This is a genomic window from Gordonia sp. SCSIO 19800, assembly GCF_018132775.1.
Taxonomy (GTDB): domain Bacteria; phylum Actinomycetota; class Actinomycetes; order Mycobacteriales; family Mycobacteriaceae; genus Gordonia; species Gordonia hongkongensis.
In genome coordinates this window covers 17,905-34,741 of sequence record NZ_JAGRQM010000011.1, presented here as the reverse complement: position 1 = coordinate 34,741, position 16,837 = coordinate 17,905, and the positions used below count along the sequence as shown (strand labels likewise).

General features: G+C 66.4%; 18 protein-coding genes. 7 read left to right on the top strand and 11 right to left on the bottom strand.

Annotation, left to right across the window (positions count from 1 at the left end; genetic code table 11):
- Window positions 1-11: 11 nt before the first annotated feature.
- Together KB201_RS14135 and KB201_RS14130 are read right to left on the bottom strand one after the other, a co-directional pair.
- Window positions 12-425: a hypothetical protein gene (locus KB201_RS14135; protein ID WP_058253497.1), complete on the bottom strand. Its 414-nt coding sequence runs from the start codon at window positions 423-425 to the stop codon at window positions 12-14.
- Between the two features lie 121 nt (window positions 426-546).
- Window positions 547-1,107: a GXWXG domain-containing protein gene (locus KB201_RS14130; protein WP_068970455.1), complete on the bottom strand. Its 561-nt coding sequence runs from the start codon at window positions 1,105-1,107 to the stop codon at window positions 547-549.
- 121 nt (window positions 1,108-1,228) lie between these two features.
- On the opposite strand from KB201_RS14130, the gene KB201_RS14125 reads away from it, so the two are divergent.
- Entirely contained in the window at window positions 1,229-1,660 is a 432-nt protein-coding gene (locus tag KB201_RS14125) for a PPOX class F420-dependent oxidoreductase (RefSeq protein WP_068970454.1), read from the top strand.
- A gap of 51 nt (window positions 1,661-1,711) precedes the next feature.
- Window positions 1,712-2,149, top strand: coding sequence for a VOC family protein (locus KB201_RS14120; protein WP_058253494.1), 438 nt, complete (start codon window positions 1,712-1,714; stop codon window positions 2,147-2,149).
- A 23-nt stretch (window positions 2,150-2,172) separates the two neighbouring features.
- On the opposite strand, the gene KB201_RS14115 is transcribed toward KB201_RS14120, so the two are convergent.
- Window positions 2,173-3,816 (bottom strand): alkaline phosphatase D family protein, encoded by a 1,644-nt coding sequence (locus KB201_RS14115; RefSeq protein ID WP_068970453.1) that lies wholly within the window; start codon window positions 3,814-3,816, stop codon window positions 2,173-2,175.
- 160 nt (window positions 3,817-3,976) lie between these two features.
- Here KB201_RS14115 and KB201_RS14110 point away from each other — a divergent pair, with 160 nt between their 5' ends.
- On the top strand, window positions 3,977-4,276 hold the full coding sequence (locus tag KB201_RS14110) for a putative quinol monooxygenase (protein WP_058253492.1): 300 nt from the start codon (window positions 3,977-3,979) through the stop codon (window positions 4,274-4,276).
- Window positions 4,277-4,339: 63 nt separating this feature from the next.
- On the top strand, window positions 4,340-5,023 hold the full coding sequence (locus tag KB201_RS14105; protein ID WP_058253491.1) for a DNA alkylation repair protein: 684 nt from the start codon (window positions 4,340-4,342) through the stop codon (window positions 5,021-5,023).
- Between the two features lie 69 nt (window positions 5,024-5,092).
- Here KB201_RS14105 and KB201_RS14100 read toward each other — a convergent pair whose 3' ends face one another.
- The 4 genes from KB201_RS14100 to KB201_RS14085 form a co-directional block, all read right to left on the bottom strand.
- Window positions 5,093-5,965 carry a MerR family transcriptional regulator gene (locus KB201_RS14100; protein WP_211539508.1) on the bottom strand — a complete coding sequence of 291 codons (873 nt, stop codon included), beginning with the start codon at window positions 5,963-5,965 and terminating at the stop codon, window positions 5,093-5,095.
- Between the two features lie 66 nt (window positions 5,966-6,031).
- Window positions 6,032-7,387 (bottom strand): NADP-specific glutamate dehydrogenase, encoded by a 1,356-nt coding sequence (gene gdhA / locus KB201_RS14095; RefSeq protein ID WP_065631644.1) that lies wholly within the window; start codon window positions 7,385-7,387, stop codon window positions 6,032-6,034.
- 184 nt (window positions 7,388-7,571) lie between these two features.
- Entirely contained in the window at window positions 7,572-7,871 is a 300-nt protein-coding gene (locus tag KB201_RS14090; RefSeq protein ID WP_078114046.1) for a hypothetical protein, read from the bottom strand.
- 524 nt (window positions 7,872-8,395) lie between these two features.
- Window positions 8,396-9,391 (bottom strand): alpha/beta hydrolase family protein, encoded by a 996-nt coding sequence (locus KB201_RS14085; protein ID WP_211539507.1) that lies wholly within the window; start codon window positions 9,389-9,391, stop codon window positions 8,396-8,398.
- A gap of 249 nt (window positions 9,392-9,640) precedes the next feature.
- Between KB201_RS14085 and KB201_RS14080 the strand changes: the two genes are divergently transcribed.
- Window positions 9,641-11,017 (top strand): NAD-dependent succinate-semialdehyde dehydrogenase, encoded by a 1,377-nt coding sequence (locus KB201_RS14080; RefSeq protein WP_211539506.1) that lies wholly within the window; start codon window positions 9,641-9,643, stop codon window positions 11,015-11,017.
- Window positions 11,018-11,128: 111 nt separating this feature from the next.
- Here the strand turns inward: KB201_RS14080 and KB201_RS14075 are convergent, their stop codons facing one another.
- From KB201_RS14075 to KB201_RS14065, 3 genes are all read right to left on the bottom strand, one after another.
- The gene (locus tag KB201_RS14075; RefSeq protein ID WP_058253485.1) at window positions 11,129-11,875 is read right to left on the bottom strand and encodes an MBL fold metallo-hydrolase; all 747 of its coding nucleotides are present in this window, start codon (window positions 11,873-11,875) and stop codon (window positions 11,129-11,131) included.
- A gap of 166 nt (window positions 11,876-12,041) precedes the next feature.
- Window positions 12,042-12,569, bottom strand: coding sequence for a putative immunity protein (locus KB201_RS14070; RefSeq protein WP_058253520.1), 528 nt, complete (start codon window positions 12,567-12,569; stop codon window positions 12,042-12,044).
- A 25-nt stretch (window positions 12,570-12,594) separates the two neighbouring features.
- On the bottom strand, window positions 12,595-13,068 hold the full coding sequence (locus KB201_RS14065; protein WP_211539505.1) for a helix-turn-helix domain-containing protein: 474 nt from the start codon (window positions 13,066-13,068) through the stop codon (window positions 12,595-12,597).
- Window positions 13,069-13,192: 124 nt separating this feature from the next.
- On the opposite strand from KB201_RS14065, the gene KB201_RS14060 reads away from it, so the two are divergent.
- Window positions 13,193-14,365, top strand: coding sequence for an acetyl-CoA C-acyltransferase (locus KB201_RS14060; protein ID WP_211539504.1), 1,173 nt, complete (start codon window positions 13,193-13,195; stop codon window positions 14,363-14,365).
- Between the two features lie 130 nt (window positions 14,366-14,495).
- Entirely contained in the window at window positions 14,496-15,044 is a 549-nt protein-coding gene (locus KB201_RS14055) for an ester cyclase (protein WP_058253482.1), read from the top strand.
- A 12-nt stretch (window positions 15,045-15,056) separates the two neighbouring features.
- On the opposite strand, the gene KB201_RS14050 is transcribed toward KB201_RS14055, so the two are convergent.
- A complete protein-coding gene (locus KB201_RS14050; RefSeq protein WP_211539503.1) occupies window positions 15,057-16,757 on the bottom strand; it encodes a plasmid pRiA4b ORF-3 family protein in 1,701 nt (566 codons plus the stop codon).
- Between the last annotated feature and the right edge of the window lie 80 nt (window positions 16,758-16,837).

Here is a 16,837-nt window from a genome sequence, read left to right as displayed (position 1 = left end):
GTCGCCCACGGTCAGCGTGTCAAGTGAAAACGCAGCAGCTCGGTGGTGCCGTTCAGCGCGCGGCCCCAATAGCCGCCCCGGCCGTCGGCTCGGAGCTCGTCACGCACGAATCCCACGGCGGTTCCCGAGTAGTCGACGACGATGACCGGTGCACCGTCCTGCACGGAACGCCCGGGGTACACCGCGCCGGGGAAGGCCCACCCGATCGCGGTGTTGTTGACGACCCGCGAACCCGTGAAGTTCTTGCCGAACCACACCGTGTCGGCGATCGGGGCGCTGGTGACGTCGCCGCGGTAATACCCGGACGGCATCGGCGGTGCAGCCTGGGCGGTCCCGGGTGCGGCCAGTGTCACGGCGCCCGCGAGGGCGACCGCGGCGACCGCGACGGCACCCCGGCGGAGGTGGGCGGTGGGTGAGGTGTCCATCTACCCATTGAACGCCTCCGCCGGCTCGCCGGCTCATGGTTCGTCGGCGCCGTCCTCGCGTCGCCGAGGATCGGTGGCCGACGAGGATCAGTGACCGACGAGGACCAGTGACCGACGAGGATCAGTGGCCGACGAGGCGGAGTGAGTCGTCGCGGCGGAGCACGAAGAAGTACGGCTTCGGCGACCCCTTCAGGTCCATCGCGCCCAGGACGGCATCATCGGAGAGACGGTGGAAGACGTCGTTGATCGGCAGCTGATCGTAGGACATGGTCGCGGTGTCCGTGCCGCGGTACCGGGTGGTGCGCAGCCGGGCACGTGCTCGTCGGGTCTGACTGAGAAGGCGGGTCGCGGCGATCGGCGTCCCCAACGACAACGACTTGACTCCGGGCGCCTTCTCGGCGATCCCCAGTCCGCCGAAAGCGATCGCCGGATTCATGGCCCACAGCGCCGAACCGTCGCGGGTCGGGAAGAGCAGGGGGTGGACGGTCTCGGCGTCGACGAATTGCTTGCCCCACCAGCCGCTGGCCGCGAGGAAGCCGTCCAACGGGTGGTCGGTGGGCAGCTCGGCGCCACGCCAGGTGCCGATCATGAAGTCCGGTTCGACCGCGGGGGCGGAGTCGAACAGGTCGAGGGCCTCGGCGGTCGTCGTCGGCGTGGTGGTCAGGATCTCGCGCACATGCATGTCGACGATCGTACGTGTAAAGACACAAGATCTGAAGAATGTCGCAATGGATCGCGGAGCCACGCCCCGGGGTGTGCGGCCCGTCCGGAATAGCCTGTACGTACGCCGGGTTGCCGCAGGCATGAACCAACCCGCGTATGACCCTCGTGATCTTCTCGCCGAAGGCGGAGTCGGCGTCCTCGCCACGATCAAGTCCTCGGGACTACCACAGCTGTCCCCGGTGACCCCTTTCTACGACCGCGACGCCGGGACCATCTACGTCTCGATGGCCGAGGGTCGGGCCAAGACCGCCAACCTCCGACGCGATCCGCGCGCCGCGTTGGAGATCACCGGGCCCGATCGCTACACGTGGGCGACCGCCGAGGGCACTGTGACGTTGATCGGCCCGGGCACCGAACCGGACGGGCCCGAGGTCGAGGCGCTCGTCGACTACTACCGCAAGGCGGCAGGCGAGCACCCGGACTGGGACGAATACCGCAGGGTCATGGTCGCCGATCGCCGCGTCCTGATGGTCATGTCCGTGGACCGGGTGTACGGCGAACGTCTGCGCTGATTTTCACGATCGAGGACCCGGGTTGTCCTCGTCGTGTCGCACAGTGGACGCATGACAACCGACTTTCAACTGACCTTCGACTGTGGTGACCCGGCTGCGCTGTCCGCATTCTGGGCCGAGGTGCTCGGTTACCGGCTCCAGGACCCGCCTACCGGATTCGACAGCTGGGAGGCGGCGCTCGACGCGTTCGGGGTGCCTCCGGAGCGTCGGAACGACGCCTCGGCCGTGATCGACCCGGAGGAGCGCAGGCCACGGTTGTTCTTCCAACGCGTACCCGAGGGCAAGACGGCGAAGAACCGGGTGCACCTCGACGTCCGTGCTGCCCCTGGTCTGAGTGGCGACGACCGGATGCGCGCCCTCGAGGCCGAAGCCGACCGGCTCGTCGGACTCGGTGCGACCCGGGGCGAACGACACGACCCCGCACCTCCGCTCGGCGAGGGGCACATCGTGATGCGCGACCCCGAGGGCAACGAGTTCTGTCTGGACTAGGGATTTCGTAGCAACAATGCGCGCTATGTGCGCTCTGTTGCCACGAATTCCGATGTCAGACAAATATTTCCGGCTCTACCCAGGGTCCCGTCCAGGTCGGGCTGCTCGAAAGTGACCTCGGCGAAGCGTCCCTGAACCGAGAGCGTCGCGATGGTGTTGCCGAACAGCGGGCCCAGGGTGTTTCGCCAGGCGACGGGCAGTTCGGGCGAGCCGCCACGACGCGCCCAGCGCCGGACGACCGCGGCGAGCCGATTCGACCACCCCAGCCGGAAAACCGCCTTGATGTACGGCGGGATCGCGTTGTGCACCGGCGAACACACGAGCTGGTGGACGTCGGCGCTCGTTGTGTCCGGGAAAGTCGCACGCGCGGCATAGCTGTGGTGGACGTCGCCGGACAGCACGCTGACCGTCGCGGGCCCGGGGTCGCGCGCCGCAACCTGTCGGATCATCTCGCTGAGCCGGACGAAGGAATCGAAGAAGGCCGGCCAGTGCTCGAGGTCGGCCCCCTGCCGGATCTTCTCGGCCAGCTGTCCACGACGGCCCGGCCGCCGGGCGCCGATCTCGTTCACAGTCTCCGCATCACCGATGACCGGCGGGAGCAACCACGGCAGTGATGAACCCAGGACCAGGTGGTCGAGTCGCTCGATGTCGTCGTCGACCTGGCTCTCAACCCAATCGAATTCGTTGTTGCTCAGCATCTTTCGCGTTCCGTCGGACAGGATGCGACCGTTGCGGGAGTCGATCATGACCAGCCTGGTGTTGCCCAGGTTCCACCGGAAACTGAACCGGACACCCTTGGTTCCGTCGGTTTCCCGGTCGGCACGATCCGCGACCTCGATCAGGTGGGGCCAGCAGTCACCGTCGATCTCGCGGACGCGGCGGTAGTCCTCGGACTCGGCGAGTTCGGCGGGGGAGAGGTTGCCGAGGTGCTGATACACCCAGTACGACGCGAGGCCGGCGCGGATCCGGTCCTGCCACCACGGCTTCTCACTCATCTGCCGACGCCAGGTGTCCGAGGTGTTCCAGTCATCACGGATGTCGTGATCGTCGAAGATCATGGCCGTCGGCACCGTAGAGAGGATCCATCGGATCTCGGGGTCTCCCCAGGTGTGCCGATACAGTCCCTCGTACTCCTCGAAGTCGACGACCTCGTCGGACGGTCCGGCGGTCGAGGCCCGGCTCGACTCCAGCGACTCCTTCACCTGCGGGGTCAGCTCGTCCGCGTACACCTGGTCGCCGAGCAGAATGAGGGTGTCCGGCCACTCCTCCACCGGGAGGTGGCGCATTCGGACCGCGTAGCAGTCCAATGCGTCGAGTCCGAGCTTCTCGTCGAGCTTGGGGTCCTCGGCCCGCGGATACCGGCAGGACCCGAAGACGAACCGGTGCCGGTCCGCGGTGTCCGGTCCCCGGGTCCGGATCACGCTGGGCGGGAACTCGGTGTCCGGGAGGGGCCACTCGAGGGCGCCGTTGACGCGGACCTGATACTCGGAGACCGTGTCGGGCACCAGGCCGCTGACCTCGACCAGCGCGTAGTGGTGACCGGACACCTCGAACGTCCGGGTCGCACAGCCGAGGACTTCGACCTCGCCGGGTTCGTCGGTCTGCACCCAGATCAGCGCGGAGGTTTCGTCGACGTGCCGGAGGATCGGACCCAGAACCAAAGCCATTCGATCAGAGTAGGCCGTGGCGCAGCGTCGCGCGGCCACGTCGATCGTGAGCGATGAGTTCGCCGGGTCGTGCCGGTCTGCACTCCTGTCGCCCTCACCATAGCGGTGACGTCTCGCGCCGGGACACCGGTGCACCGGAGTATCGATGGAGGAGCAACCAATGGTGATCGTTGCCGGCAGTCTGCGAGTGGACCCGGACCAGCGCGCGGCGTACATCGCCGGCTGCGACGAGGTGGTCGGTGCCGCCCGTCGGGCACCGGGGTGTCTCGATTTCGCAATCTCCGCGGACTCGATGGACCCCGGCCGGATCAACATCTTCGAGCGCTGGGACTCGCAGTCGGCGGTCGAGGCTTTCCGTGGCGACGGGGTCGGCGAGGACCAGTCACGGGCGATCCGGTCGGCGTTCGTTGCCGAGTACGACGTCGCCGACGTGCGGATACTGGCGGGCCCTCCGGATTGATGAGCACACAACCCGCGGCGACATCGAGCGTCGTAGGCTGTGTGCGCACTTCCAGAGGGGATCATGACCGGAATGTCCGACATCCAACAGACTCTCGCCGACGTCCTCGGCGAGCTCCGCAGTCTCGACGACCCGCGGATCCGAGCGGTCAACGAGAAACACGGCGACGACCACGGGGTCAATCTCACGAAGCTCAGGGCGATCGCGAAACGACTGCGAACGCAGCCCGAACTTTCCGCAGAGCTGTGGGCGACGGGCGACACCGCGCCGCGTCTGCTCGCACTGTTGATCTGTCGCCCGCGGGCGTTCGACCCCGCGCAGCTCGACACGATGATCCGCGAGGTCGACCGGCCGAAGGTCCACGATTGGCTCGTCAACTACGTCGTCAAGAAGAGTCCGCATGCCGAGGAGTTGCGGAGGTCGTGGATGGCCGACGCCGAGCCCGGTGTCGCCGCGGCGGGATGGGCCCTGACCGCTGATCGAGTGGTCAAGAAGCCCGGTGACCTCGACACGGCCGGGTTGCTCGACACCATCGAGTCCGACATGGGGAACGCACCGCCACGCCTGCAGTGGGCGATGAACACATGCCTGGCGACCATCGGCATCGAGAATCCCGACTTCCGTTCCCGTGCAATCGACATCGGTCAGCGGTTGCGAGTGCTGGAGGATTACCCGACCTCCCCGGGCTGTACTTCGCCGTATGCGCCGGTCTGGATCGCCGAGATGGTACGGCGTCGATCGTCGTGACCTGAGCGGCAGCTCGTTGCCCCGTCGCTCAGGCGTCGGATCCCGACACTCCCGGGGATCCTCTGCTGCTCAGTCATTGTGGCGGCTGTGGGAAACCGGCATGACGACCGTGGTGAGGTCGCCGCCGTCTGCGGACCGAATCGTCATCGGGAGGTCCCGATTGCGGACGTCGATCATCATCTCGGCCCCGATCGACACATGGACCGCGGGGTAGAGCGTCGAGACCTCGAACCACAGTGCGATCGGGGGGCCGCAGGTCTCGGCTGGCACGACGGCGAGTTGTGCCGACGAGGCGTCGCTCAGTGTGAGCGCCGCCGACGTGAAGTCCAGGTGCACCCGGTCGGTTGCACAGCGCTCCAACGATTGCAACACAGCGGTTTTCGCGACACTCGCACGCATGGTCACCGTGGGCAGGGCTTCGATCATCACCTGGTGCGCGGGAAACGGCCCGTCGAGTAGGCGGCACCATAGATCGTCCCGACCGTCGAGCCGGAATCGAACTGCGCCGGCCACGGCGTCGATGACGACGACGCCGCCCCGTGCCAGGTCGGACAGACCATCACGGAGGTCGGCCGCACACAGCGTTCTCGACTCCGCGGCGATCGACATCTTGATCGTCCTGGCCTCGCGCCGAACCCGATCGGCATCGGCAGCGACGGTCCGCACGTGTTCGTCGATCAGTCCGCCGGCGGTACCCGGCTCGGCGGCGAGGACCGTGCGGATGTCGGCGAGCGACATCCCGATCTCGCGGAGTCGCCGGAGTGCGATCGCGTGCCGCTCCTGCGACGCGCTGTACTGGCGATATCCGGTCGACGCGTCGACGGCGGCCGGGGTGAGCAACCCCGAGTCGTCGTAGAACCGCAGCGCGGACGCGGTCAAACCGGTGCGTTGCGCGAACGCGCCGATCGGGACGAGTTCGCTGACTTCGGGAACGGAGGGCATATCGCAGATCATCCGGCTTCGACCAACCTGAAGGTCAAGAGGAAGCGAGTCGGCGTCCGAATCGGGTCAGATGAGACCGAGTGCGAGCATCGCGTCGGCCACGCGAGTGAACGCCGCGATATTGGCACCGGTCGCGTAGTTGCCCGGCGCCCCGTATTCGTCTGCCGTGTGCAGGCAGTGGTCATGGATGGCCGTCATGATCTCCGACAATCGGTCCTCGGTGTGCGCGAACGTCCACGAATCCCGAGAAGCGTTCTGCTGCATCTCGAGTGCGCTCGTGGCGACGCCGCCCGCGTTCGCGGCCTTGCCCGGGGCGAAGCCGACGCCGGCGTCGGCGAAGATGCGCACCGCCTCGGGGGTGCTGGGCATGTTCGCGCCCTCGGCGACGATGCGACATCCGTTCTTCGCCAGTTGAGTGGCGTCGACCCCGTTCAGTTCGTTCTGCGTCGCGCAGGGGATGGCGATGTCGGTGGGCACACTCCACATCGATCCGGTGTCGACGTGACGGGCGGACCCGCGGCGGGCGTCGGCGTAATCCGAGATACGGCCGCGCCGAACGTTTTTGATTTCCTTGAGCAGTTCGAGGTCGATACCGGCATCATCGACGACGTAGCCCCCGGAGTCCGAGCACGCGATCACGCGACCGCCGAGTTGTTGCACCTTCTCGATGGCGTAGATCGCCACATTGCCCGAGCCCGAGACCACCACGGTCTTGCCGTCGAGGTCGTCGCCGGCCGCGGCGAGCATCTCGCGGACGAAGAACACCACGCCGTACCCGGTCGCCTCGGTGCGGACCTGCGACCCACCCCAGGCGAGTCCCTTGCCGGTGAGCACGCCGGACTCGTAACGGTTGGTGATGCGCTTGTACTGGCCGAAGAGATAACCGATCTCCCGACCGCCGACGCCGGTGTCACCCGCGGGCACATCGGTGTACTCGCCGATGTGACGGTAGAGCTCGGTCATGAACGACTGGCAGAACCGCATGATCTCCGCGTCGGAGCGTCCCTTGGGATCGAAGTCGGCGCCGCCTTTGCCGCCGCCGATCGGGAGCCCGGTCAGTGCGTTCTTGAAGATCTGCTCGAACCCGAGGAACTTGACCACGCCCAGGTAGACGCTCGGGTGGAATCGAAGGCCGCCCTTGTAGGGACCGAGTGCGGAATTGAACTCGACCCGGAACCCGCGGTTGATCTGCACCTGTCCCTGGTCGTCGACCCACGGCACTCGGAAGATGATCTGGCGCTCGGGCTCCGTCAGTCTCTTGATGATCCCGGCGTCCGCGTAGTGGGGATGTTTCGCCAAGACCGGACCCAGACTGTCGAAGACCTCCCTGACGGCCTGGTGGAACTCGGCCTCCCCAGGGTTCCGCGCAACAACCTGCGCGTACAGATCGCTGATCTTCTCGTCGAGCACGATGGCGACCACTTCCTTCTCCGTAGGTGTGGGACGGCGACGTGCCCAGGTGAGCACGCCGCCACCCGCACCCTATCGAGTGACAGGAATTCGACCGCAGACCGGTCCGTCGGACGACGACCGCGGTGTGTCCGCAGTGAGGTGGTCGGACCCGCTCACCTGCGGAGCAGTCCGGTCGGGCACCGCTATGCGCGGATCACGCGCGGGCCAGAACAGGTCGTCGCACCTGGAGCGACGGATGTCGGGTCACGATCTCATGCCTGGACGTCGGATCGGCACCAGTGGTGAGCGTCAGGATCCAAGGCACCGACTCGGTGTCGTCGGACACCCACGGATCCAGTTCGAGGTGGGCCAGGATGTCGCGTGACAGGCTCTCGAGTCTCGCGACGGTCAGTCGTCCGGACGAGTCCGCGAAACCGCAGCACACATCCCGCCCCTCCGGTACCCCGAACACGTCCACGTCGTTCTCGCGGTGCCATTGCCGTCGGAGGAGCAACGACTCCGACTCCTCGACGACAACCGAACACCTGGCGGGGTGGGAAAAGGCGTCGTGCGCGCGAGTCGACGCTTGCTCGACGAATTCTCTGACCCGACCGGGGGAGCCCCACACGCGTATTCGGCACTCCATCACAACCGCTTTCACGGCCACTCTTCCTTTCGCTGCGACCGGCCATCTGCGACCGGTGCCATGGACTCTAGCCCAGAAAAAAATAAAAGCCAGTCCGGCGCATTTCGCAGGCCCATAGTAAATGAAAAGTACTGTGTGACAACGTATGAAGTCGGCAAGTCGGCACCAGATCGGACGGGCTGGACTTCTGCCATTTCTGGGCTATGGTCACGAAGGAGAGCGGGAGCGACCCGCTGTAGACCACGACCGATTCGAGGAGAAATGGCGGAAAATAATTCGAGCTCGAAAAAGCGGCGGCAAGAGCTCAAGGAACGTCGTGAGCGAAAACGGGCACTCGAGGATGTCTCGTTGATTCGGAAGAGGAAAAGCGCGCGTTGACGCCGACGCTCGCGTCAGCCCGCGCTCGTCAGTGCCCGGACGATCGTGGGCCAGGCTCGGTGCAGATCCTGGTTCCAGTAACCCCACGAGTGGAGACCGGCACGGAAGTCGTAGGTGATGTCGACCCCGGCTCGGTCTGCGCGACGCTTGAAGCTCTCGGTGCATCGGGCGACGATGCCCTCGAGCACGCCTCCGACGGGTGAGGCCAGCCCGGCCAGCCCGAGGGCCGGGTCGGGCAGACCGTTGCCGACCGCTACATATACGGGCTTACCGCGTAGCGCGGACACGTGACCGGCGGGATTGTGGGCATCCCAGTTGTCGTGATCGAGCGGGCCCCACATGTTCTCCGGGTTCCCACCTCTCGTCGTGACCGATGTGGCGGTCGCCTGCCGGAACTCCGGCGACCCTTGATCGAGGCACCCGCTGAAGGCGACCACACCCCGGTAGAGATCCGGGTTGCGGACCGCGATGGACATCGCGCCCAGCGCCCCCATCGACAGCCCGCCGATCACGTTCCGTCCGTTGCCCCGGAAGCGTCCGTCGACCAGCGGAGGGAGTTCCTCGGTCAGGAAGGTCTCCCACATGTTCCGACCCAGGACGGGATCGATTCGGCGCCAGTCGGTGTAGTACGAGCCCGTGCCGCCGATGGGCAGAACCACGTTGACCTTCTTGTCGGCGACGAAGCGCGCGATGTCGGTCTGGAAGGTCCATCCGCTCTGCATGTAGCTGGTGTAGACCCCACCGTCGATCCCGTCGAGGAGGTACACGGTCGGCCGTGGGCCGGTCCGCTCGCGGGGGGCGAGCACGCTCACCCGAACGGGCCGCTTCATGGCGGCGGAATACACGGTCATCGTCGTGCGTGTCGCCGTCTCCGAGGTCACCGCAAGGATCCGCGCCGAGTCGCCGAGCCTCGGTGGCGTCGCCTCCGCCGGCTGCCCCGTCGAGACGCTCGCGACGACCGCGATCAGAAATGCACAACCGAGCCCTGCGGCTCGCTGCCAGCGTGACACTCTTCGTTCCCCCTCGGACACTGCCGTCACGACCGGCGACCCACCCCCAGGTCGACGTCCGGCATTCGCCGCGTGTCGGTCGATCACGGGTCCGGACACGGACCGCGGACCCATTAGAGCAGGTCTGGGGCCGCCGTGTGACCGAAGCGCGCCGACGACCGAGGTTTTGCGTACAGGGACCCGGGTACCCGAATGATCCCGGGCTGTGGACAGTCGGGATTCACACGACAGAGGAAGGTAGGTGCTCTGGTGGGCACATATGTCACCGCGAATCCGACCACCGGTACGACCGATCGGGAATTTCCCGGACTGAAGGACGACGAGGTGGCCGGCGTGGCCGAACGGTCACTCGCGGCATACCAGGAGTGGCGAGCGACCGAGGCATCCGAACGGGCCACAATCCTTTCCCGGACCGCTGACGAGTACGAGAGGCGAGCCGATGAGCTCGCGGCCGTCATCACGACCGAGATGGGCAAACCCGCCAAGGAGGCGGCGGGAGAGGTGCAGCTGGCCGCGGACATCTATCGCTGGTACGCCGAACACGGACCGGATTTGCTCGAGACCGAGGCCCTCGACCCGCAGGGCGCGGACGCGTCGATCGTGCAGGTCGCGCCGATCGGACCACTGGTGGGCGTGATGCCGTGGAACTACCCCTACTACCAGGTCGCACGTTTCGTCGCGCCGAACCTGTTGGCCGGCAACACCGTCATTCTCAAGCATGCGTCGATCTGCGCGGCGTCGTCGGCGCTGATGGCTGAGATCCTGCACGACGCGGGTGTCCCTGCCGACGCGTACATCAATGTGTACGCGAGCAGTGATCAGATCGCAGACCTGCTCGCGCACAACGCGATACGAGGTGTATCGCTCACCGGCAGTGAGAAGGCGGGTGCAGCCGTGGCGAAGGTTGCAGCGGAGAACCTGAAGAAGTCCGTGCTCGAGCTCGGCGGTTCGGACCCGTTCATCCTGCTCGACTCCGCCGACATGGAACGCACGACGAAGATCGCGGCGGGCGCACGGCTGTCGAACGCGGGCCAGGCGTGCAACTCGCCGAAACGGTTCATCGTTCTCGACGAGTTGTACGACGACTTCGTCGACGGTGTGGTCAAGCAGTTCGAGTCGACGGTGGTCGGTGATCCGTCCGACGATTCCACTCAGATGGGTCCGCTGTCGTCCCTGTCGGCGCGCGACACCGTGGCCGAACAGGTCGAGACCGCGGTGAAACAGGGCGCCACCCTGCGGACGGGTGGGAAGCCGCTGGAGCGCGACGGAGCCTTCTTCGAACCCACTGTGCTGACGGACATCACCCCGGACATGGACGCCTACTCCGAGGAGATATTCGGGCCCGTCGCAATGGTCTACAAGGTGTCCTCCCCGGAGGACGCCGTGGCGCTCGCCAACGATGTCGAGTTCGGATTGAGCGGCTCGGTGTGGAGCGGCAACATCGGCAAGGCTGAGGAGGTCGCCGACCAACTCGAAGTCGGCATGGCGTATGTCAACGAACACGGCACCACGCTGCCCGGCCTTCCGTTCGGCGGGGTGAAGCGGTCCGGCTACGGTCGCGAACTCGGGCGCTGGGGCATGGGCGAGTTCGTCAACACCAAGCTGCGTCGCACCGCCTCCCAGTAGCCGGGCGATCGGCGACGGCCGGACGGGCCGATGCGGAAGCGTCGGCCCGTCTCGCTGTCCGGCCCGTCTCGCTGTTCCGGCTCGCGATCCGGCGGCCGGCTGTCCGACGTGTCAGCCGTTGGTCTGACGCGCCCGGTCGACCGCGACGGCCACCCCGTGATGCCACGGAACCCCGTGCCCGGGAAGCAGAGACTTCGCGTCCGTCGCTGCCAGCGCGTCGAGCGACGCCCGATTGCGATCGAGGTCGGCGGTTGCGGAACCGGCGATCATGCGCGGGCCGGTCGCCGCGGTGTACGGATCGAGGGTGACGAGCGCGTCGCCGGCGATGACCGCGTCGCGCAATGGAAAGTGCAGCGACACATGGCCGTAGGTGTGACCGGGAGTCGGCACCACCTGCGCGCCACCGGGGAGCAGGGCATCATCGCCGAAAGGCGTCACATCCAGGTGATCGACGCCGCGCACCGTGAACGCACCGGCCGCCGCCATGCGTCCGAGCAGGCGTAGCGAACGCGGATGACGAAGGGGCACTCCGAATCTGGTCGCGTTCTGATGCGCGTAGCGGTAGGGATGGGACGCCAGCCACGCATCGTCGCGATGGACGTGGACCGGGATCCGCCACTCGCGCGCCAGGCGGCGCGCGGTGCCGACGTGATCGAAATGACCATGCGTGATGATCAGGTCGGTCACGGCATCGGTGTCACGGCCGAGTTCCCGGATGGCCTTGACGAGGGGTTCGTACGAACGGGGGAGTCCACAGTCGACGAGGATCAGCCGGTCCTGGTCCTCGATCAGGTACTGATTCGTGTAGGCGTACTCGAGCCAGTGGATGCCGGGGACGACGCCACGATGGAAGGTCATGACGAGACGCGTACCCGGTGGTCGCGGCAGCAAACCGGGACGACCGTCGAAGTTTGGACAAGACCGGGGGTTTCTGTAATCACCCCGGCCTCTGGCTCGACATGCGGGTTACAGCACCGCAGGAGCGTGACTGCGACAGTAACAGGAACACCCCGGTGAACGCGAATCACCGATCGCCGACCTGCTGTCGATCGTCGATGAAGACCTGCCAGCACAGGTCATTGCGGGCATGTTGGTCGTCGAGCACCAACTCGCGTACCCGAACAGGGAGATGTTCTCGCTGCCAAGCGCATTCGTGTCTACCCGCGTCGACCCCGTGTGCGGACCGGACTGCCTTGATCGCGTACGCCGCGGCACCGAGGTCGTGCGATGCGACGTGCGCGGTCACCGCCGCTTGCCCGGCGGCGTAGGCGGCGAACCGCGGTGCGCCACGTAGATCGCGGGCGGCACCCATGGCGTGTCCGCCGGCGGCGCGCGACTCCATCATCGCCAGTTCGCCCCGGGTCCACGCGCGGACCGCCGCGATTGCCTCCCTGGGGCGAGCGTCATCCGGCCGTGCCGACTCGAACAAGGGCAGAACGTGCTCCGCACACCGTGCCGCCCAGAGCGCCAGCAAGTGGTGATCGGCGTCGGTGAGCGTCCCGCCACGACGGATGGTGACCAGGCGGGGGTCGAACACTGTGGGGAGGATCATCGCGACCTCTCTGCCGGCCGCGGACTCAACGGCCGCGCCGGGCAATTCGCACCTCGACGTCCTCGGGTGTGAGAACCGCGGTGGGTTCGGCGACGACGCCCACGCGTACGGGCGCCTGGGCTCGGTCGGTGACGGTGAGCGGCGGGCCGTCGGGCTGCAGATGGTCGTTGCCCCACTGCATCAACGACATCACCACAGGAAACAGATCGCGGCCCATGTCGGTGAGCTGATACTCGAACCGTTCGCGCTGCCCGGCGTCGCGGTAGGGGACCTTGGTGAAGATCCCGGCCTCGGTGAGTTCGCGCAGGCGGGCCGACGCGACCGCGTCGCTGATCCCGACCCGCCGGCTGAACTGATCGAACCTGGTGGCGCCGTAGAAGGCCTCCCGCAGGATGAGGATCGCCGACCGGGTGCCCACCAGGTCGATCGCCTTCGCGATCGAGCAGCCGCTCGCCTCCCAGCTGTCGCGTTCGGCCAGCGGGCCCTTCAGGTGCATCATGCCCCCAGCCTACCCTGACTTGACAAGACCATAGCCAGAGCGTAGACCTGACTTTGGTAGACAAAAGTCAGCCATCATCCGGATCGGGTTGCGTTCCGATCCGCACACTGACGGAGGATCAGTCATGAGATCTGCGGTCATCGTCGACGCTGTTCGCACACCCATCGGCAAGGGCAAGCCCACCGGCGCCCTCCATGACGTTCATCCCGTCGACCTCCTCGCGCACAGCCTCCGAGCAGTCGTGGACCGTTCGGGTGTCGATCCCGAACTCGTCGACGACGTGATCACCGGTGTCGTCAGTCAGGTGGGGGAGCAGAGTTTCAACATCGCGCGGCGCGCGCTCCTGGCCGCCGGCTACCCCGAATCCGTGCCGGGGGTCTCCGTCGACCGCCAATGCGGAAGCGGGCAACAGGCCATCGCGTTCGCCGCGCAGGGCATCATCGCGGGCACGTACGACATCGCGTTCGCCGCGGGTGTCGAATCGATGTCCCGTATCCCGATGGGCTCGGCCGTTGCCGGTACCGCCGATCTCAACGGACGGGCGTTCGGCGAACGATACCCGCAGGGCCTCGTGGGTCAGGGGATCTCGGCGGAACTGATCGCCGCCCGCTGGGACATCTCGCGACGCGAGACCGACGAATTCTCGCTGCGGTCACACGATCTCGCCGCCACCGCCACCAAGAACGGACTCTTCGACGACGAACTCGCCCCCATCGCGGGGCTGACGTCGGACGAGGGCATCCGGCTCGGGGGCAACCTCGACGACCTCGCCCGGCTGCGACCGGCCTACTACGACGAGGCGATCGCGAACCGGTTCCCCGAGATCGACTGGCGGATCACCGCGGCGAGTGCGAGTCAGATCAGCGACGGGTCGTCGGCGGTGCTGCTGATGAGCGAGGAGAAAGCCGCCGAACTCGGTCTGCGTCCGCGCGCTCGTGTGCACACCATCGCGGTCGCCGGTGACGACCCACTCCTGATGCTCACCGGCGTCATCCCGGCGACGCGGAAGGCACTGTTACGCAGTGGTTTGCGAGTCGAGGACATCGACCTGTTCGAGGTGAACGAGGCGTTCGCGCCGGTGGTACTGGCGTGGTCGCGGGAGTTCGGGGTGGACGTGGATCGAGTCAACGTCAACGGCGGTGCGATCGCGCTCGGCCACCCGCTGGGTGCCAGCGGTGCCCGCCTCGCGACCACGGGACTGAACGCGCTGGAACAGCGCGGCGGTCGTTACCTCCTGCAAACGATGTGTGAGGCAGGCGGATTGGCCAACGCGACGATCTACGAGCGACTCGGCTGAGCCGTCGGCGGTCCGGGCGGACGTGCTCGTCGTCCATTCGGTGTATCTCGGTCGCACACGTTGCGTCCGCCCGGTACCGTGATTGCGCATACCCGCTCTTCGGAGCGGGGCCGATGACTGCGGGGACCTCATGAACCCAACCGACCCGAATGCAGCAGCGCTCGTCGCGACGCGGGAGGCCACCGTTCTGGCCCATCTCGAGGCCGAGAATCGGCACGACGTCGGTGCCACGCTGGCGACGTTCAAAGACGGCGCGGCACGTACCGAGTTGCCCGGTGAGATCGCCGATGGCCACGACGCGGTGTCGGCCTCGTATCACGAACTGTTCACCGCATTGCCGGACATGCATTTCGATGTCGACCCCGAGACGCTGTGCCATCACGACGATCGAGTCATCTGTGAGACGCGAGTTCGCGGAACACATCTGGGCCCATACCGCGGGCTCGCCCCGACGGGTCGGTCTCTCGACCTGCCCATCGTCGCGGTGTTCACCTTCGCGGGCTCAGATCTGGTTGCGGAGCGCGCCTACTTCGACCGTCTGGAAATGTTCATGCAGCTCGGGGTCGCGCGGGATCCGAACACCCTCGCCGGCCGGATCGCCACGCTGCTCAATCACCCGATCACGGTCATCGGCGCTGCTGTCCGTCGTCTAACATCCCGGTCCGCCGCGTCGGCCTGACGCCGCTGAGGATCACACCCCCAGGCGGCGCCTCGCCGCATCGATGTCGAAAGACGTCGGGTCGAAGGCAGAACCAGGTGACATGCCCGCCCACTCGCGTAGCTCCAGATGGCGAGGGTGCGTCTGATCATTGACCGCCTCGATGAAGTCCGCCCATCCAGGCACTCCGCCGACGTCTTCGAACGGGGCGGTTCCACCACCGTCGATGAACGTCACCGGCGGTTCGTCGTCGTTCATCGGCGCGAATGCCTCGACGACAATGCTCACTTCCCAGCCGTCGCCGAAGTCGTACTCGTAGGTCACCACGTCGCCGGGTTCGTCGACCAGCTCGCCCAGGGTCGAGTCGAAGACAGACTCCGTGTATCGGTCGACCCGTGCGGTGTCCATCGCTTCGTCGGACAGGTACCGGTGCGCGTGGCCAGAACACGGCGTTGTGAAGGCGTAGAGATGCGCGTCGTCCCAGGCGAAAGCAGCTTGGAGCACTTCATGGAGTTCGTTCAATGGAACCAGCGCGAGAATTCGAATCCGTCGCCAGACTCTGGGTCGTACGCCGGCGAGTTCGACGCGCACCGTGATCATGGTCGCCTCGCCCCCGCTCTCCGGATTGTGACGTTCCGGAAATCCGCCCCACACCGCGGGTCGCAACCCCTCGGGGACGACGTAGTCACCGTCCTCGTTGAGGACGAGCCACCCGTCCTCGATGATGTGCTCGACGCGAGAATGAGCCTTGGGAATCTCCGGTGAGATCAGCCCGTCATCGCGCAGGGCGGCGAAGCGATCGGCGGCAAACGGCATGATCGTCAGCCCGTGGTATACGACGCGCGCGACGATACCGTCCACAAACTGTTCCTTTGCACTCGAATCAGAGGTCAACGCCCTGCCGACGGCCGCAGCCAGCGTGCTGCGTCGCGTCGTCAGCGACTGTGGTCCACGCCAGGACGCGGCCGCCGGGCCCGGGTAGACATGGGATGGAGTAATTGCGATCAACTGGGCATCCCGGGCGAGCTCCCAGATCTCGGCAAGAACGCGATGATGTTTCATTGCCTTGAGTGCTGCTGACGGTTGCTCGATCTGAAGGGCCTGCAGAAGGTCCGGAAGCAGTGCCGGCTTGAGCCATCCACTCGGCGTCACCGGCCGTTTGTAACCGATCCAGTCCATCAACACATCGAGCCGCTGCAAAACCCGAACCGCTTCCAGTGCATCGCGCTCGGCGGAGCTGTCGATGTCGTCGACCTCGACCTTCAGCCCGCCCATGGAGTCGAGGAGGTATCCCTGGCAAGCCCCCATCACGACATCGGCGCTGATGGCTCCTGTCCACCTGGAAGTGGTGACGAGGAAATCGATGAACAGGCGCAGTGCGAAGACCGCGATGCTTGCCGGTAAGGCGTCGTCCTCTTCCTCTTCCATGTACTCGGCGAAGTCGATTGCCGCATCGACCTCATCGAGCGACCACTCGGTGGGCCGATGGTCTGGCAATGCGTAGCCGACGGCAAAGTCCAGCGCTCTGACGGCGTCCACGATGGCTGCCTGCTTGTCCGGATCGTCTTCGAATTCCTCGCTGGGCAGCCATCGTTCGAACTCGCGCAACAGGACGCCCATCTCCGAGGTGTCGCGACCCCGGATCGGGATCACGTTGCTGTTTCGGCGGGCAGCCCGCTTCTTCGCCTTCTCGGTCCGCTTGGCGCCACGGGACTGCTTGTACTTCCGGCTCATCGGGACCGATCCTATCGCGAGCACCGCCGTCATCGGCCAGGTCGAGTGCTGATCCTGCCAGCGGTCGAACGGTCCCGGCT

Bases quoted from the DNA above. Each gene is read 5' to 3' on its own strand.
- KB201_RS14135 (WP_058253497.1), bottom strand. From the start codon at position 425: ATGGACACCTCACCCACCGCCCACCTCCGCCGGGGTGCCGTCGCGGTC.
- KB201_RS14130 (WP_068970455.1), bottom strand. From the start codon at position 1,107: ATGCATGTGCGCGAGATCCTGACCACCACGCCGACGACGACCGCCGAG.
- KB201_RS14125 (WP_068970454.1), top strand. From the start codon at position 1,229: ATGAACCAACCCGCGTATGACCCTCGTGATCTTCTCGCCGAAGGCGGA.
- KB201_RS14120 (WP_058253494.1), top strand. From the start codon at position 1,712: ATGACAACCGACTTTCAACTGACCTTCGACTGTGGTGACCCGGCTGCG.
- KB201_RS14115 (WP_068970453.1), bottom strand. From the start codon at position 3,816: ATGGCTTTGGTTCTGGGTCCGATCCTCCGGCACGTCGACGAAACCTCC.
- KB201_RS14110 (WP_058253492.1), top strand. From the start codon at position 3,977: ATGGTGATCGTTGCCGGCAGTCTGCGAGTGGACCCGGACCAGCGCGCG.
- KB201_RS14105 (WP_058253491.1), top strand. From the start codon at position 4,340: ATGACCGGAATGTCCGACATCCAACAGACTCTCGCCGACGTCCTCGGC.
- KB201_RS14100 (WP_211539508.1), bottom strand. From the start codon at position 5,965: ATGCCCTCCGTTCCCGAAGTCAGCGAACTCGTCCCGATCGGCGCGTTC.
- KB201_RS14075 (WP_058253485.1), bottom strand. From the start codon at position 11,875: ATGACCTTCCATCGTGGCGTCGTCCCCGGCATCCACTGGCTCGAGTAC.
- KB201_RS14070 (WP_058253520.1), bottom strand. From the start codon at position 12,569: ATGATCCTCCCCACAGTGTTCGACCCCCGCCTGGTCACCATCCGTCGT.
- KB201_RS14065 (WP_211539505.1), bottom strand. From the start codon at position 13,068: ATGATGCACCTGAAGGGCCCGCTGGCCGAACGCGACAGCTGGGAGGCG.
- KB201_RS14060 (WP_211539504.1), top strand. From the start codon at position 13,193: ATGAGATCTGCGGTCATCGTCGACGCTGTTCGCACACCCATCGGCAAG.
- KB201_RS14055 (WP_058253482.1), top strand. From the start codon at position 14,496: ATGAACCCAACCGACCCGAATGCAGCAGCGCTCGTCGCGACGCGGGAG.
- KB201_RS14050 (WP_211539503.1), bottom strand. From the start codon at position 16,757: ATGAGCCGGAAGTACAAGCAGTCCCGTGGCGCCAAGCGGACCGAGAAG.